Genomic DNA, 12,818 nt, shown 5'->3' with positions numbered 1-12,818 from the left:
GGGAACGGGCCATGCTAGCGCAACTGCACCATGACCCGCACTCCGCCACATCTTGTCACGCTGATCCTGCTGACTGCCCTTACGGTGATCAGTCTGAACATGTTTCTGCCCGCGCTTCCGGCGATGCGGGCGGCGTTTGGCGTGAGCGAGGCGGTGATGGGGATCGCGATCTCGGGCTACATGGTCTGCGCGGCGGTGTTGCAGCTTGTGGTGGGCCCGCTGTCGGACCGGGTCGGGCGGCGTCCGGTGCTGCTCGGGGCCTTGGGGCTCTACGTGGCGGCGTCGCTGGTCTGCGTGGTCACGCAGGACATCACGGTGTTTCTGGCCGCGCGCATGGTGCAGGCGATTGCGGTGGGCGGCGGCGTGCTGGCCAGCGCGGTGGTGCGCGACCTCTATGACGGGCCGGACGCGGCGGCCAAGCTGAGCACCATCGCGGCGGCGATGGCGGTTGCGCCCATGCTGGCCCCGGCCTTGGGCGGGATCGTGGATGCCACGCTTGGCTGGCGCGCGGTATTTGCCGTTTACGCGGGTTTGGGCGGCGTGCTTCTGGCGCTCGTTTTCTGGGACCTGGGCGAGACGCGGGCACGGGCGCCTGCGGGCGGGCTTGCCCCTTATGTCGCGTTGCTGCGCGGGCGGATCTTCTGGGCGCATGCGGCGACGATGACCTTTTCGGTCGGCGCGTTTTACATCTTTCTGACCGGCGCGCCCTTTGTGGCCGAGGCGCAGTTCGGCTTGCGATCCGACCAGATTGGATTCGGGCTGGGCTCGATCACGGCGGGCTTCATGATGGGGGCGACCATCTCGGCGCGCGGCGTGGCGCGCCTTGGGCAGGTGCGGTTGATCTTTGCCGGACGGGCGTTGGCGATGACGGGCCTGACGGCGGGGCTTGTGGTCTTTGCCTCCGGCGCGGGCAGCGTGTGGCTCTTTTTCGGCGCCACGATCTGCGTTGGCATCGGCAACGGGCTGACGATCTCCAACGCCTATGCCGGGGCGCTGGCGCAGCGGCCCGATCTGGCAGGCACGGCGGCGGGCGTGGCCGGGGCGTTGATGCTGATCGGCGGGGCGGGCCTGACGGCGCTGGCGCTGGCGGTGCTGGCCCGGGTGCCCTCGCCGCTGGCGCTGCTGATGCTGATGATCGGCAGCGTCCTGCTGTCGGTGATCGCGGCGCTGGCGGCATGGGGCTGGACCCGCGCGCAAGGGCCTGAAATGGCTCTTTCCAACGCCCCAGACCCATGATAGGCGGGCCGCAAAATTTGACCCGGCCAGAGCGTTGTCTTTGGCCCATCCACAGGAGTGAGACCCATGGCCCTTGAGCGCACGTTCTCGATCATCAAGCCCGACGCCACGAAGCGCAACCTGACTGGCAAGATCAACGCCAAGTTCGAGGAGGCCGGGCTGCGCATCGTCGCACAAAAGCGCATCCACCTGACCAAGGCGCAGGCAGGCGAGTTCTACAAGGTGCACGCAGAGCGCCCGTTCTATGACGAGCTGTGCGAATTCATGGCGTCCGCGCCGGTTGTCGTGCAGGTGCTTGAAGGCGAAGGCGCCATCGCGAAGAACCGCGAAGTCATGGGCGCAACCAACCCGGCCGACGCGGCTCCGGGCACGATCCGCGCAGAGTTCGCCGAGTCCGTTGGCGAAAACTCCGTGCATGGCTCCGACGCGCCGGAGACCGCAGCAGAAGAGATCGCATATTTCTTTTCCGGTCTGGAACTGGTCGGCTAAGCCGCAAAAGCGGTGCAGACGTGAGAAAGGCGCCCCGATGAGGGCGCCTTTTTTTCGTTCAGTTCTGGTGCTGTGTCATACCCTATGCTGCGTCATACGCGAAAGCGCGCGTGTGCGGTGCTGCTCACTCCGCCGGGGCGGCGGAGAATGCGTGCGGGCGCGGCGGCAAGCGCGGGTCGGGCCGTCCTTCGAGATGGGTGCGCAGCAAGACCGCGTTGCGCAGGTTTGCCTTGTAGCCGACGTCGAACACGTCGCCGAGCAACGGGATCAAACCAATCACCCAGTCCACCCCGATGTTGAAGCCCATTCGGCCCAGTAGCCGCTTCGGAGCGCCCGCATCATGGGCGAGCTTGACGATATACAGCGAGGGCGCCACGGCGAGCGTGTCGCCGACCCCCGGCACGAGGCCGAGGATGGTATCGAAGCCGAAGGTGATGCGCGTTCCGGGGATACGGAACGCATTGTCCATGCGCTGCGCGATCCAGTCGGCGCGATCGGCGATCCGCGCGTCGTCATCGGTCAGCGGTTTGGCTGGCGGTGGCGCGGTTCGAGCGGGGCGTCGGGTGCGGGGCATGGCTGTGCTCCTTCTTTCCGGATGGGGCGGCGTTGGGTGACGGGTTACGCGGTGCGCGGCCCGGTCCGGGCGATGATCCAGACGGCATGCACGATGCCGGGGATATAGCCGAGGATGGTCAGCAGGATGTTGATCCAGAAATGTTTGCCGATGCCCACCTGCAGGAAGACGCCGAGCGGGGGAAGAATGATGCTGAGGATGATGCGGATCAGGTCCATGGTGATCTCCTTCGTGGGTTGGTTGACTTGGACAGACAACAGCCGACATCGCGAGGAGTTCCGTGAAATATGCCGGTCGTGAGGCGGCGCCCTTGTTTATTTCGAAGCCAATGGTTTGGAGTCGCTTGAGAAATTACGGTTTCAAAGAAATCTTTACGGCGCTCCGGGAAGGCCTGGATATCAGCGCTTGCGCGGGGTGATCCCGGTGTCCCGCAGAAAGCGCGCAAGCTCACCAGGCAGTCCGTCGCCACCGGTCGAAGGGGCTGCCGCGCGGGTTTTCAGCGCATCGAAGGTCTTGCGCAGAGCCTCTTTCTCGGCGCCCTTGCAATCGTTCCAGGGTCTGCCCTGCAGTGCCATGACGAGCGCGTAATAGCCGATGAAATGCGGTCTTGCGCCATTTTCGAGCAGGCGGGCATAGGCCGCGTCCGCACCGAGCGCGCGCAGGCTCGGCGCGTCCGGGATGCCCGCCGCGGCAAAGGCGTTTTCCATGGCGGGGCCAAGACCGCGGATGCTCGATACCGGTTCCGGCTTTTCGTGCGGTTGGTCGTCCGGGCGATGCGGTGGGCTTTCGGTCATGGCTGTCAGGCAGCGCAGGCGTGCCGGGCGGCAAAGGCGCAGAGCGTGTCGATCGCGTCGGAGAGCCGCGAATCCTCGACCGTGAGGGCCACGCGCAGATGACCGGCGGCGGAGGTGCCGAAGCTTTCCCCCGGCATGACGGCGATGTGATGGGCATCGAGCAGCGCCTCGGCAAAGGCGCGTCCGGAGAGCCCTGTCGCGCGGATGTCGAGCATCAGATACATCGCGCCCTGAGCGGGAATGGCCGTCACGATGCTCTGGCGGGAGAGGCGGTCGAGCACGAGGTCGCGCCGCCGCCGGAACGGCGCCGCGACACGGGTTTCGAGCGCGGTGTCGTCGGTCAGGGCAAAAAGCGCCGCATCCTGGATGTAGCCGGGCACGCCGTAGGTGGTTGCGGTGGCAAGGTCGATCAGCGCTGCGATGGCCGGTTCGGGCGCAACGATCCAGCCGATGCGGGACCCGGTCATGGCGTGGCTCTTGGACATGGATCCGATGACCATGGTGCGCGCGGCCATGCCGGGCAGGGCGCGTGGGCTGAGATGGGTGCCGCTCCAGACCTGTGTGTCATAGACCTCGTCCGAGATCAGCCACAGGTCATGCTCGACGCAGACGGATGCAAGCCCGCGCAAGGTCTCTTCGGGATAGACCGCGCCCGTGGGGTTGTTGGGGGTGTTGATGAGCAGGCTCTTTGCGCCGGTTTCGCGGGCGAGGCGGGCCACCGTCGCCGGGTCGGGCAGGAAGCCGGTGGCGGCGCGGGTCGAGACCGGACGGGCGATGGCGGAGGCGGCGCGGATGGTGCCGGGGTAGGTGGCGTAGAACGGGTCGATGAACAGCGCGGTGTCGCCCGGTGCGCAGGCCGCCATATGGGCGGAAAAGAGCGCCGACTGCCCGCCCGGTGTCACGAGCACGTTGTCGCGACCGGTGGCGACGCCGGTGCGGTCCTGGACGCGCGCGGCGATGGCGTCGCGCAGCGCATCGACGCCCGGCACCATGGCATACCCGGTATGGCCGCCGCGCGCGGCGGCATCGAGCGCGTCGAGGATACGCGCATCGGTGCTGATGTCATGCTCGCCGATGGTCAGCTCGGTCACGGGTTGGCCGGAAGCGACCAAGGCGCGGGCGCGGTAGAACACCTCCCACCCGTCGGAGCCGCCGTCATTCATGCCTGTGAGGCGGGAAGAGAGACCGGGCATCGCGTTGATTCCCCTCAGAATGTGCCAAGTACCCCGGCAGGACGCCGGTCGGACTGTCTTGCCAGAGCCCGCCGCGTGCGGCAAGCGCAACGCGCGGTCGGGGTAAGCAATCGTTAGGATTTACTAAGGGTTTCAGATGCTTGCGCGCGGAGCCCCCTTTGACTGAAAGACGCCAGGTGGGTATTTTCTGACGTGCTGGACGAACTGGGCTTTTGACGTGACGGGAACAGGCAACCTTCCTCGATCGTCGATTTCGTTCGCTGTCTCGGAGGGGTGAAGACCAACGAGGCAAGAAAGGTATCGAGCAATGACCACTGCCCACTGCCCAGACACATGAAGACACGGTTCTGATCACGGCGAAGACCGAGGCGGACCGCATGACGCAAAACCGCGAGGAAATCGCGGAAGAGCTTGCTTATCTGCGACGGTTTCTCGTGGATTTGCGCGAACGGCTCGAGACAGGGGAGACCGACACGCCAGCCGGAGGGGGCAAATTGGCCGCGGAGATCCGCTATTGGATCAAGGCGGCGCGCGATGCGGAGAAAGACCTTGATGAGCTCAGACGCCAGGACTGCGGGATCAGCGATCTCTACGGATTGGACCTCGACGCGGCACGCCATGCGATCGGGTGCCGCATGGCTCGCCTCCGCCCCTGTTGCGGTGCAGGAGAGCTTTCTGAATGACCTGTCCAACGGGGAGCGCCTTGCGCTCCCCTACCTTTTTGAATTCTGGGCCCATGACCACCAGCTTCCGCCCGAAGGCGACTGGCGCTCATGGGTCATCCTCGGGGGACGCGGCGCGGGCAAGACGCGCGCGGGCTCCGAATGGGTGCGAAGCATGGTCGAAGGGGCGCGGCCGCTCGATCCGGGACCGTGCAAGCGGCTCGCGCTGATCGGCGAAACCTTTGACCAGGTGCGCGAGGTGATGATCTATGGCGACAGCGGCATCCTGGCCTGTTCGCCGCCCGACCGCCGCCCGAAATGGAACCAGTCACGGCGTTGTCTGATCTGGCCCAACGGCGCGGAGGCGATGGCGTTTTCCGCCCATGACCCCGAAAGCCTGCGTGGCCCGCAATTCGATGCGGCATGGGTCGACGAGCTGGCAAAGTGGCCGAAGGCGCGCGCGACCTGGGACATGCTGCAATTTGGCTTGCGTCTGGGCGACCATCCGCGGGTCTGTGTCACAACCACCCCCAAGAATATCGATGTGCTCAAGGAATTGCTCGAGCTGCCCTCGACGGTGGTCACCCGCGCGGCGACGGAGGCGAATGCCGCCTATCTCGCGGCCAATTTCCTCACGGAGGTGCGGGCGCGCTATGCCGGCACCAAGCTCGGGATGCAGGAGCTTGACGGTATCCTGCTAGAGGATGTGGATGGCGCGCTCTGGACGCGCGACATGCTGGACGGGTGCCGGGCGGGCCGGGTGCCGGACCTGACGCGGATCGTGGTGGCGGTGGACCCGCCGGCGGGCGGCAAGTCGAGCTCGGACGAATGCGGGATCGTGGTCGTGGGTGTGGTGCAGAACGGCCCGCCGCAGGAATGGCGCGCCATCGTGCTGGAAGACGCCACGGTGCAAGGCGTGTCGCCCACCGGTTGGGCGGAAGCGGCGGCGGATGCCTATCACCGCTGGGAGGCGGACCGGGTCGTGGCGGAGGTGAACCAGGGCGGCGACATGGTGGAGAGCGTTCTGCGCCAGGTCGATCCGCTTTTGCCGGTGCGCAAGGTCCATGCAACGCGCGGGAAGGCCGCGCGGGCCGAGCCGGTTGCGGCGCTTTACGAGCAGGGGCGGGTTTCGCACAGCGCAGGGCTTGACGCGCTCGAAGCGCAGATGTGCCTGATGACGCAGGGCGGCTTTGCGGGTGCGGACAGCCCCGACCGCGTCGACGCGCTTGTCTGGGCGCTGACCGATTCCATGCTCGAACCGATGAGCGGCTGGCAGTTGCCTAAACTGCGAACGCTGGTGTGAAGCGACGTTAATACCTCAATTATAGATTGTTTTCACGGATGAGGGGCAGCCCCTCACAATCCTGAACACAGACAGATCCCGGACGGGCCGGCGAAGCGGCAACACCGGACGGGCAGATAGGAGCATGCGCGATGGTTTTCGATTTTCTGCGGCGGACCGAGACGGAAGGCGCGAGCGCTCCCGAGGCCAAGGCGTCGGCCACGGGACCGGTGATCGCGCATATGTCCGCAGGCCGCGTGGCGTGGTCTCCGCGCGATACGGTGACGCTGACCAAGCAGGCATTTACCGGCAATCCGGTGGGGTTTCGGGCGGTCAAGCTGATTGCCGAATCCGCGGCGGCGCTGCCGATCGTGCTTCAGGACAGCACCACGCGCTACAGCGAGCATCCGCTGCTGTCGCTGCTCACCGCGCCCAACCCGGGCCAGGGCCGGGCGGAGCTTTTCGAGGCGCTGATCGGGCAGATGCTTCTGTCCGGGGACGGCTATCTTGAAGCGGTTGCGGGCGAGGCCGGTGTGCCTTTCGAGCTGCATGTTTTGCGGTCGGACCGCATGCGGGTTGTGCCCGGCGCGGATGGCTGGCCGGTGGCGTATGAATACGCGGTGGGTGGCAAGAAGCACCGCTTTGCCGTGACGGGCCCGGTGTCTCCGATCTGTCACATCCGCGCGTTTCATCCGCAGGACGACCATTACGGGCTGTCGCCCTTGCAGGCGGCCGCGCAGGCGGTGGACGTGCATAACAGCGCCTCGCATTGGTCCAAGGGGTTGCTCGACAATGCGGCGCGCCCGTCAGGCTCGATCGTCTGGAAAGGGGTCGAGGGGCAGGGCAATCTGAGCCCGGAGCAATATGACCGCCTCGTCGCGGAAATGGCGTCGCAGCACCAGGGCGCGCGCAATGCGGGCCGGCCGATGTTGCTCGAAGGCGGGCTCGACTGGAAGCCGATGGGCTTCTCGCCCTCGGACATGGAGTTCCAGCAGACCAAGGAAGCGGCGGCGCGGGAGATCGCGGTGGCCTTCGGGGTGCCGCCGATGCTGCTCGGGATCACGGGCGAGGCGACCTATGCCAATTATGCCGAGGCGCACCGGGCGTTTTACCGGCTCACGGTTTTGCCCCTGGCCAGCAAGGTCTGTGCAGCGGTTGGGCGGTGGCTTGCGGGCTATACCGGCGAGACCGTCGCATTGTCGCCGGATCTCGACAAGATCCCGGCCCTCGCCTCCGAGCGTGACCAGCAATGGGCCCGGGTTGCGGGCGCGGATTTCCTCACGCAGGCCGAAAAGCGGCAGATGCTGGGCCTGCCCGCCCTGGAGGTGCAGGACGGTGAATAGTCCACGCCGATTGACGGAGGCCTTTGCCTGTGCGCCCGCGCTGAAGCTGGAAGCACATGAGCGGGTCAGCAAGCTTCAGATCGAGGCGCTTCACGAGCGTTTCGAGCGGCTGGAAATGCTGGTGGAACGGCTCGAGCGGCGGTTGTGGCTGACGCTTTACGGGGTGGCGGGCGTCATCCTTGCGCAGGCCTTCCAGAGCATCATGGGCGCGGTGCCCTTGCCTTGAGCCGGTCGCCGGGACGGCGGCGCGGCGGGTGAATGGACGGGCGCGGCATCGCGCGCGGCCGGGAAAGATCAACACGAAGGAAGAGGCCATGGACCTGGAACACAAATTTTGCCGGTTCGACAGCGACGTGACGGTTGTCGAGGGCACGCGGATCGAAGGCTATGCCAGCCTTTTCGGCGCCTGCGATCAGGGTGGCGACGTGGTGGCACCGGGCGCCTATGCGCGCTCGCTCAAGGCGCTGATCGCCGATGGTCGTGCGGTCAAGATGCTCTGGCAGCACGACCCGGCCCAACCGATCGGCATCTGGGACGAGGTGCGCGAGGATGAGCGTGGCCTCTATGTGAAGGGCCGGCTTCTCGAAAGCGTGGCGCGGGGCCGCGAGGCCGCTGCCCTGATCGAGGCGGGCGCGATCGATGGGCTTTCCATCGGTTACCGGACGGTGAAGGCCACGAAGAATGACAAGGGCCAGCGGCTCTTGGCGGAACTGGAGCTTTGGGAGGTGTCGCTTGTGACCTTCCCGATGCTTCCCAGTGCACGGGTGTCGGCGAAGGGTGAAGAGCCTGCGGCCGATCCTCTGTGCGAGTTGGCGCAAGTCCTTGAGGACGCGCGTCATAACCTGGCGGGCGGCTGACGCGCGCCACTCAAACTCAAGGACCATCGATGATGAACGATGCCGAGATCAAGTCTCGGGCCGGGGAAGACGTGTCTCCGGCCACCCGAGTGAGTGCCGCGATGGCGGGACTGATCGGGGATTTCAAGGCCTTGCAGGCCGACCTTCAAGATAAGCTTTCAAAACAGGAAGAGCGACTGACCATGCTTGATCACAAGACCGCCCTCGCGGGCCGCCCTGCGCTTTCGACCCATGCCGAGGTTGACGCACCCCATCAGAAGGCGTTTGACGCCTACCTGCGCAACGGCGATGACGACGCGCTGCGCGGCCTGGAGCTGGAAGGCAAGGCCATGTCCACGGCGGTGAATTCCGACGGTGGCTATCTGGTCGATCCGCAGACAGCCGAATACATCAAGTCGACGCTCGACTCGACCGCCACGATCCGCTCCATTGCAACCGTGGTCAACGTCGAAGCCGGCAGCTTCGATGTGCTGGTCGATCAGAACGACACCGGCGCCGGCTGGGCCAATGAAAGCTCGCCCACCGCCGAATCCGGCACGCCGACGCTCGACCGCATTTCCATTCCGCTCTTTGAGTTGAATGCGATGCCGAAGGTGTCCCAGCGCCTGCTCGACGACAGCGCATTCGACGTCGAAGGCTGGCTCGCCGGTCGCATTGCCGACAAGTTCGCCCGCGCTGAGGCCATGGCGTTTGTCTCCGGCGATGGCAATGACAAGCCGACGGGCTTTCTCAACAAGCCGATGGTCGAGAACCAGGTCTGGAGCTGGGGCAATCTCGGTTATGTCTCCACCGGCGTGGCCGATGATATCGGCAATGGCGATGAGCTGATGACGCTGGTCTATTCGCTTGACGCGCAATACCGCCAGAACGCGAGTTTCGTGATGAACTCGCGCACCGCGGGCGCGCTTCGCCGCCTCAAGGACGCCGATGGTCGCCATCTTTGGTCTGACGGGTTTGCCGCGGCGGAGCCTGCACGGCTGCTCGGGTATCCGGTGGTGATCGCAGAGGACATGCCCGACATCGCGGCGGACACCTTCCCGGTTGCCTTTGGCGACTTCCGCGCCGGCTACACCATCGCCGAGCGTCCGGACCTGCGGGTGCTGCGCGACCCGTTCAGCGCCAAGCCGAACGTGCTGTTCTATGCCACCAAGCGCGTGGGCGGTGACGTGAGCGATTTTGCGGCCATCAAGCTGCTGCGCTGCGCGGTCTGACCGACCTGAAACGATCGGGTGGCGCCCTCGCGGGTGCCATCCCATCGGGGCGCGCGCTTTTCGTGAGGGACAGATTTGGCCCGTCGGCCAGCACTCACCCCTCCGCTACAGCGACGGGACAAGCGCGCGCCCACCTTTGCCCGAGACGGAACGCTTTGGGTAGGAATTCGGAGTAAGAACATGATCCTCGTTGAAGAAACGCAAGTGCCCGATGTGGTGCTCCCGGTCGTCCAATTACGCACCCATCTTCGTCTTGGCACGGGGTTTGCCGAGGACGATGTTCAGGATGCCGTCCTGAGCTCTTTCCTGCGCGCAGCTCTCGCCGCGATTGAAGCGCGCACCAGCAAATCCCTGATCCGACGGGCGTTCCTGCTGACGCTGACGCAATGGCGGGACGCAAGCGGCATGGTGCTGCCCATTGCGCCGGTCACGGGCATCACCGGGATTACGCTCATCGACAAGTTTGGTGCCGCCCAGAATGTCGACCCGTCCGGTTTTGCGCTGCGTGTCGATGCCCAGTCGCCCCGGCTGGTGCCAACCGGGTCGTTCCTGCCGCCGGTGCCGGAGCTCGGGTCTGCGGAAGTGCGGTTCGAGGCGGGCTATGCCCAGGACTTTCAGGAACTGCCGTCGGACCTTGCTCAGGCGGTTCTGATGCTTGCGGCACATTACTACGAATATCGTGACGAGACCGCGCTGAGCCAGGGATGCATGCCATTTGGCGTCACCAGCCTGATCGCGCGCTATCGTCCGGTGCGGCTCGGGATGACGTCATGACGCGGGTGGTTCTCAACCGGCGTCTGGCGCTGGAAACCCGTTTGCGCAGTTCCGATGGCGCCGGCGGTTTCGAAGAGACGTGGTCGCAGCTTGGGGAGTTGTGGGCACAGGTGAAGCCGCGATCCGGGCGCTATGCAAACGCGACCGATGGTGCCCTGTCCGTGACCGGATTTCGCATCACCGTCCGTGCGGCCCCGGTCGGCCAGACCAACCGTCCCGAACCCGGACAGCGGTTCCGCATGGGAAGCCGGTATTTCCGCATTGAAGCGGTGACAGAGCATGAGCCGACCGGCCTCTACCTGCAATGCCAGTGTGAAGAGGAGATGTTCGCATGAGCTATGCTCTTTCCGCGCCGCTCCAGACTGCCGTGTTCGAGCGTCTGCTGGCTGATGCGGCCGTAACCGATCTCGTGGGCACCAACATATTCGACGCGCTGCCGACAGGCCGTATGCCGACGATTTATATCGCGCTTGGGCCGGAGACGGTCCGCGATGCGGGCGAAGTTGCCGGGGATGGCTCCTGGCATGATTTCACCGTCTCGGTGGTGACCGAAACGGCGAGTTTCAAGGCGGTCAAGGCCGCGGCGGGGGCAGTCAGCGACGCGCTGGATCACGCCGACCTGACCCTGGGGCGCGGCCGTCTTGTGGGGTTGTGGTTTCGGAAGGCGCGGGCGCGGCGCGCAGCAAATGGCGCCCGGCGGATCGATCTCACCTTTCGCGCGCGCATCGACGACATCTGAAACACCTAGGAAAACGGAGAAAGACCATGACTGCACAGAATGGCAAGGATCTTCTGATCAAGGTCGACCTCGATGGCACTGGCCAGTTCGAAACCATGGCGGGCCTGCGGGCGACGCGGGTGAGCTTCAATGCCGAACAGGTCGATGTGACCTCGCTTGAAAGCCACGGCGGCTGGCGCGAGTTGCTGGTTGGCGCAGGCGTCAAATCCGCGAATATCTCTGGCTCGGGCGTGTTCAAGGACAGCAGCACCGACGAGCGGGCGCGGCAGATCTTCTTTGACGGCGACACGCCCGGTTTCCAGGTGATTGTGCCCGATTTCGGCACCATCGAGGGCGCATTTCAGGTCAGCTCGATCGAATACGCGGGTTCGCATAATGGCGAGGCGACCTATGAGATTGCTCTGGCAAGTGCCGGACCGCTGCAATTCACCGCGGCCCCGGCAAGCTGATGACCAATCCGTGGCGGGGAGAGGTGGCGCTTGTGCTCGACGGCGAGCCGCATCGCATGCGGCTCACGCTCGGCGCGCTGGCGGAACTGGAAGCGCAGCTTGAGAGTGGCTCGCTTGTCGATCTCGTCCAGCGGTTCGAAACCGGTGGATTTACCACCCGGGATGTGCTGGCGCTGATCGTGGCGGGTCTGCGGGGCGGTGGCTGGCAGGGCACGGCGAAGGACCTGCTTTCGGCAGAGATCGAGGGTGGCCCGCTGACCGCCGCAAAAGCGGCGGCGGAGTTGATCGCACGGGCGTTCATGCTGCCGGAGGTGACAGATGGCGCAGGGGTTTGACTGGCCGGTTCTGATGCGCGCGGGGCTCCGCGGCCTCGGTCTGCGCCCGGCGGAATTCTGGGCTCTGACGCCCGCGGAATTGCAGTTGATGCTCGGTCAGGACAGCGGCGCGGCCCCAATGGCGCGCAGCCGGCTTGACGCGCTGATGGCGGCCTTTCCAGACACATGTGAAGGAGCAGATCCATGAGTGATCTCGACGGAATTGACGATCTCGAAGTGCAGATCGAAGCGCTGGAAACGGCGATGGGGGGCGCCGTTGGCATGGCGGCGCAGTTCGACGCGGAACTCAAGCGCATCCATCAGAGTTTTTCCGCGGCCGGGCAGGGGGCTGCACGATTGCAGACCACGCTGTCGTCGGGCCTCGGGCGCGCTATCGACGGTGTTGTGCTGGACGGCATGAAGCTTTCGGACGCGCTGGGCGAGGTTGCCAAATCGATGATCAACGCGGCCTATCGCGCCGCCGTCAAACCCGTGACCGACCACGTTGGAGGGCTGATTGCCGGGAGTATCGGCTCTGTGTTCGGCGGCCTTTCGCCGTTTGCGGATGGCGGCTCGTTCAGCCAGGGGCGGGTGATGCCCTTTGCCAATGGCGGCGTTGTGACCGGGCCGGTCACGTTCCCGATGCGGGGCGGCACTGGGCTGATGGGCGAGGCGGGACCGGAGGCGATCATGCCTTTGACCCGCGGAGCGGATGGCAAGCTTGGTGTCCGGGCTCAAGGCGGCAGCGGCTCTGGCGTCTCCATTGTCATGAATATTCAGACACCTGATGCGCGCAGCTTTGAGCGCTCGCAGAGCCAGATCGCGGCGCAGATGAGCCGTGCACTCAGCATTGGAAGTCGCAACCGGTAAGGCCCGGTTTTTCGGAATACGAGGAGGATAG

19 protein-coding genes are annotated in these 12,818 nt (G+C 65.5%); 15 read left to right on the top strand and 4 right to left on the bottom strand.

What is annotated here, in order from left to right; all coding sequences use genetic code 11:
• Positions 1 to 30: 30 nt before the first annotated feature.
• Both J1C49_RS12535 and ndk read left to right on the top strand, forming a co-directional pair.
• Entirely contained in the window at positions 31 to 1,236 is a 1,206-nt protein-coding gene (locus J1C49_RS12535) for a Bcr/CflA family efflux MFS transporter (protein ID WP_227446174.1), read from the top strand.
• Between the two features lie 66 nt (positions 1,237 to 1,302).
• Positions 1,303 to 1,725: a nucleoside-diphosphate kinase gene (gene ndk / locus J1C49_RS12530; protein WP_227446173.1), complete on the top strand. Its 423-nt coding sequence runs from the start codon at positions 1,303 to 1,305 to the stop codon at positions 1,723 to 1,725.
• 124 nt (positions 1,726 to 1,849) lie between these two features.
• Here ndk and J1C49_RS12525 read toward each other — a convergent pair whose 3' ends face one another.
• The 4 genes from J1C49_RS12525 to J1C49_RS12510 form a co-directional block, all read right to left on the bottom strand.
• A complete protein-coding gene (locus tag J1C49_RS12525; protein ID WP_227446172.1) occupies positions 1,850 to 2,299 on the bottom strand; it encodes a DUF4112 domain-containing protein in 450 nt (149 codons plus the stop codon).
• 44 nt (positions 2,300 to 2,343) lie between these two features.
• Positions 2,344 to 2,517, bottom strand: a complete 174-nt coding sequence (locus tag J1C49_RS12520; RefSeq protein WP_227446171.1) for a YqaE/Pmp3 family membrane protein — start codon at positions 2,515 to 2,517, stop codon at positions 2,344 to 2,346.
• Between the two features lie 180 nt (positions 2,518 to 2,697).
• Entirely contained in the window at positions 2,698 to 3,093 is a 396-nt protein-coding gene (locus J1C49_RS12515) for a TfoX/Sxy family protein (RefSeq protein WP_227446170.1), read from the bottom strand.
• A gap of 5 nt (positions 3,094 to 3,098) precedes the next feature.
• Entirely contained in the window at positions 3,099 to 4,286 is a 1,188-nt protein-coding gene (locus J1C49_RS12510) for a pyridoxal phosphate-dependent aminotransferase (protein ID WP_227446169.1), read from the bottom strand.
• Between the two features lie 377 nt (positions 4,287 to 4,663).
• Between J1C49_RS12510 and J1C49_RS12505 the strand changes: the two genes are divergently transcribed.
• The 13 genes from J1C49_RS12505 to J1C49_RS12445 all read left to right on the top strand — a co-directional run bounded on the left by J1C49_RS12505 (position 4,664) and on the right by J1C49_RS12445 (position 12,787).
• Positions 4,664 to 4,969 carry a hypothetical protein gene (locus J1C49_RS12505; RefSeq protein WP_227446168.1) on the top strand — a complete coding sequence of 102 codons (306 nt, stop codon included), beginning with the start codon at positions 4,664 to 4,666 and terminating at the stop codon, positions 4,967 to 4,969.
• Complete coding sequence (locus J1C49_RS12500) at positions 4,905 to 6,251, top strand: DNA-packaging protein (protein WP_227446167.1); 1,347 nt, start codon at positions 4,905 to 4,907, stop codon at positions 6,249 to 6,251. The genes J1C49_RS12505 and J1C49_RS12500 overlap by 65 nt, the downstream gene beginning before the upstream one ends.
• A 131-nt stretch (positions 6,252 to 6,382) precedes the next feature.
• Positions 6,383 to 7,573, top strand: a complete 1,191-nt coding sequence (locus J1C49_RS12495) for a phage portal protein (RefSeq protein WP_227446166.1) — start codon at positions 6,383 to 6,385, stop codon at positions 7,571 to 7,573.
• Positions 7,566 to 7,799 carry a hypothetical protein gene (locus J1C49_RS12490; protein WP_227446165.1) on the top strand — a complete coding sequence of 78 codons (234 nt, stop codon included), beginning with the start codon at positions 7,566 to 7,568 and terminating at the stop codon, positions 7,797 to 7,799. The genes J1C49_RS12495 and J1C49_RS12490 overlap by 8 nt, the downstream gene beginning before the upstream one ends.
• A gap of 88 nt (positions 7,800 to 7,887) precedes the next feature.
• Positions 7,888 to 8,430 carry an HK97 family phage prohead protease gene (locus J1C49_RS12485; RefSeq protein ID WP_227446164.1) on the top strand — a complete coding sequence of 181 codons (543 nt, stop codon included), beginning with the start codon at positions 7,888 to 7,890 and terminating at the stop codon, positions 8,428 to 8,430.
• 32 nt (positions 8,431 to 8,462) lie between these two features.
• Positions 8,463 to 9,641, top strand: a complete 1,179-nt coding sequence (locus J1C49_RS12480; protein ID WP_227446163.1) for a phage major capsid protein — start codon at positions 8,463 to 8,465, stop codon at positions 9,639 to 9,641.
• Positions 9,642 to 9,821: 180 nt separating this feature from the next.
• Positions 9,822 to 10,415 (top strand): head-tail connector protein, encoded by a 594-nt coding sequence (locus tag J1C49_RS12475; protein ID WP_227446162.1) that lies wholly within the window; start codon positions 9,822 to 9,824, stop codon positions 10,413 to 10,415.
• Positions 10,412 to 10,750: a head-tail adaptor protein gene (locus J1C49_RS12470; RefSeq protein WP_227446161.1), complete on the top strand. Its 339-nt coding sequence runs from the start codon at positions 10,412 to 10,414 to the stop codon at positions 10,748 to 10,750. The genes J1C49_RS12475 and J1C49_RS12470 overlap by 4 nt, the downstream gene beginning before the upstream one ends.
• The gene (locus tag J1C49_RS12465; RefSeq protein WP_227446160.1) at positions 10,747 to 11,154 is read left to right on the top strand and encodes a DUF3168 domain-containing protein; all 408 of its coding nucleotides are present in this window, start codon (positions 10,747 to 10,749) and stop codon (positions 11,152 to 11,154) included. Before J1C49_RS12470 ends, J1C49_RS12465 begins: the two co-directional genes overlap by 4 nt.
• 26 nt (positions 11,155 to 11,180) lie before the next feature.
• Positions 11,181 to 11,603 (top strand): phage major tail protein, TP901-1 family, encoded by a 423-nt coding sequence (locus J1C49_RS12460; RefSeq protein WP_227446159.1) that lies wholly within the window; start codon positions 11,181 to 11,183, stop codon positions 11,601 to 11,603.
• Positions 11,603 to 11,938: a gene transfer agent family protein gene (locus J1C49_RS12455; protein ID WP_227446158.1), complete on the top strand. Its 336-nt coding sequence runs from the start codon at positions 11,603 to 11,605 to the stop codon at positions 11,936 to 11,938. The genes J1C49_RS12460 and J1C49_RS12455 overlap by 1 nt, the downstream gene beginning before the upstream one ends.
• A complete protein-coding gene (locus J1C49_RS12450) occupies positions 11,922 to 12,125 on the top strand; it encodes a rcc01693 family protein (RefSeq protein ID WP_227446157.1) in 204 nt (67 codons plus the stop codon). Before J1C49_RS12455 ends, J1C49_RS12450 begins: the two co-directional genes overlap by 17 nt.
• Entirely contained in the window at positions 12,122 to 12,787 is a 666-nt protein-coding gene (locus tag J1C49_RS12445; protein ID WP_227446156.1) for a phage tail tape measure protein, read from the top strand. The genes J1C49_RS12450 and J1C49_RS12445 overlap by 4 nt, the downstream gene beginning before the upstream one ends.
• Positions 12,788 to 12,818: the final 31 nt, after the last annotated feature.

Origin of the sequence: Cognatishimia sp. F0-27, assembly GCF_020667845.1 — a bacterium.
In the GTDB taxonomy this organism is placed as follows: domain Bacteria; phylum Pseudomonadota; class Alphaproteobacteria; order Rhodobacterales; family Rhodobacteraceae; genus JAFMPQ01.
Note: the sequence above shows the minus strand (reverse complement) of the source record. Positions and strands in the feature narration are given on the sequence as shown.

Excerpts from the sequence above, each read along its gene's own strand:
- J1C49_RS12450 (WP_227446157.1), top strand. The coding sequence starts at position 11,922 with ATGGCGCAGGGGTTTGACTGGCCGGTTCTGATGCGCGCGGGGCTCCGC.
- J1C49_RS12520 (WP_227446171.1), bottom strand. The coding sequence starts at position 2,517 with ATGGACCTGATCCGCATCATCCTCAGCATCATTCTTCCCCCGCTCGGC.
- J1C49_RS12525 (WP_227446172.1), bottom strand. The coding sequence starts at position 2,299 with ATGCCCCGCACCCGACGCCCCGCTCGAACCGCGCCACCGCCAGCCAAA.
- J1C49_RS12465 (WP_227446160.1), top strand. The coding sequence starts at position 10,747 with ATGAGCTATGCTCTTTCCGCGCCGCTCCAGACTGCCGTGTTCGAGCGT.
- J1C49_RS12460 (WP_227446159.1), top strand. The coding sequence starts at position 11,181 with ATGACTGCACAGAATGGCAAGGATCTTCTGATCAAGGTCGACCTCGAT.
- J1C49_RS12485 (WP_227446164.1), top strand. The coding sequence starts at position 7,888 with ATGGACCTGGAACACAAATTTTGCCGGTTCGACAGCGACGTGACGGTT.
- J1C49_RS12475 (WP_227446162.1), top strand. The coding sequence starts at position 9,822 with ATGATCCTCGTTGAAGAAACGCAAGTGCCCGATGTGGTGCTCCCGGTC.
- J1C49_RS12515 (WP_227446170.1), bottom strand. The coding sequence starts at position 3,093 with ATGACCGAAAGCCCACCGCATCGCCCGGACGACCAACCGCACGAAAAG.
- J1C49_RS12480 (WP_227446163.1), top strand. The coding sequence starts at position 8,463 with ATGAACGATGCCGAGATCAAGTCTCGGGCCGGGGAAGACGTGTCTCCG.
- J1C49_RS12500 (WP_227446167.1), top strand. The coding sequence starts at position 4,905 with ATGCGATCGGGTGCCGCATGGCTCGCCTCCGCCCCTGTTGCGGTGCAG.
- J1C49_RS12470 (WP_227446161.1), top strand. The coding sequence starts at position 10,412 with ATGACGCGGGTGGTTCTCAACCGGCGTCTGGCGCTGGAAACCCGTTTG.
- J1C49_RS12505 (WP_227446168.1), top strand. The coding sequence starts at position 4,664 with ATGACGCAAAACCGCGAGGAAATCGCGGAAGAGCTTGCTTATCTGCGA.
- J1C49_RS12495 (WP_227446166.1), top strand. The coding sequence starts at position 6,383 with ATGGTTTTCGATTTTCTGCGGCGGACCGAGACGGAAGGCGCGAGCGCT.
- J1C49_RS12455 (WP_227446158.1), top strand. The coding sequence starts at position 11,603 with ATGACCAATCCGTGGCGGGGAGAGGTGGCGCTTGTGCTCGACGGCGAG.
- ndk (WP_227446173.1), top strand. The coding sequence starts at position 1,303 with ATGGCCCTTGAGCGCACGTTCTCGATCATCAAGCCCGACGCCACGAAG.
- J1C49_RS12445 (WP_227446156.1), top strand. The coding sequence starts at position 12,122 with ATGAGTGATCTCGACGGAATTGACGATCTCGAAGTGCAGATCGAAGCG.
- J1C49_RS12510 (WP_227446169.1), bottom strand. The coding sequence starts at position 4,286 with ATGCCCGGTCTCTCTTCCCGCCTCACAGGCATGAATGACGGCGGCTCC.
- J1C49_RS12535 (WP_227446174.1), top strand. The coding sequence starts at position 31 with ATGACCCGCACTCCGCCACATCTTGTCACGCTGATCCTGCTGACTGCC.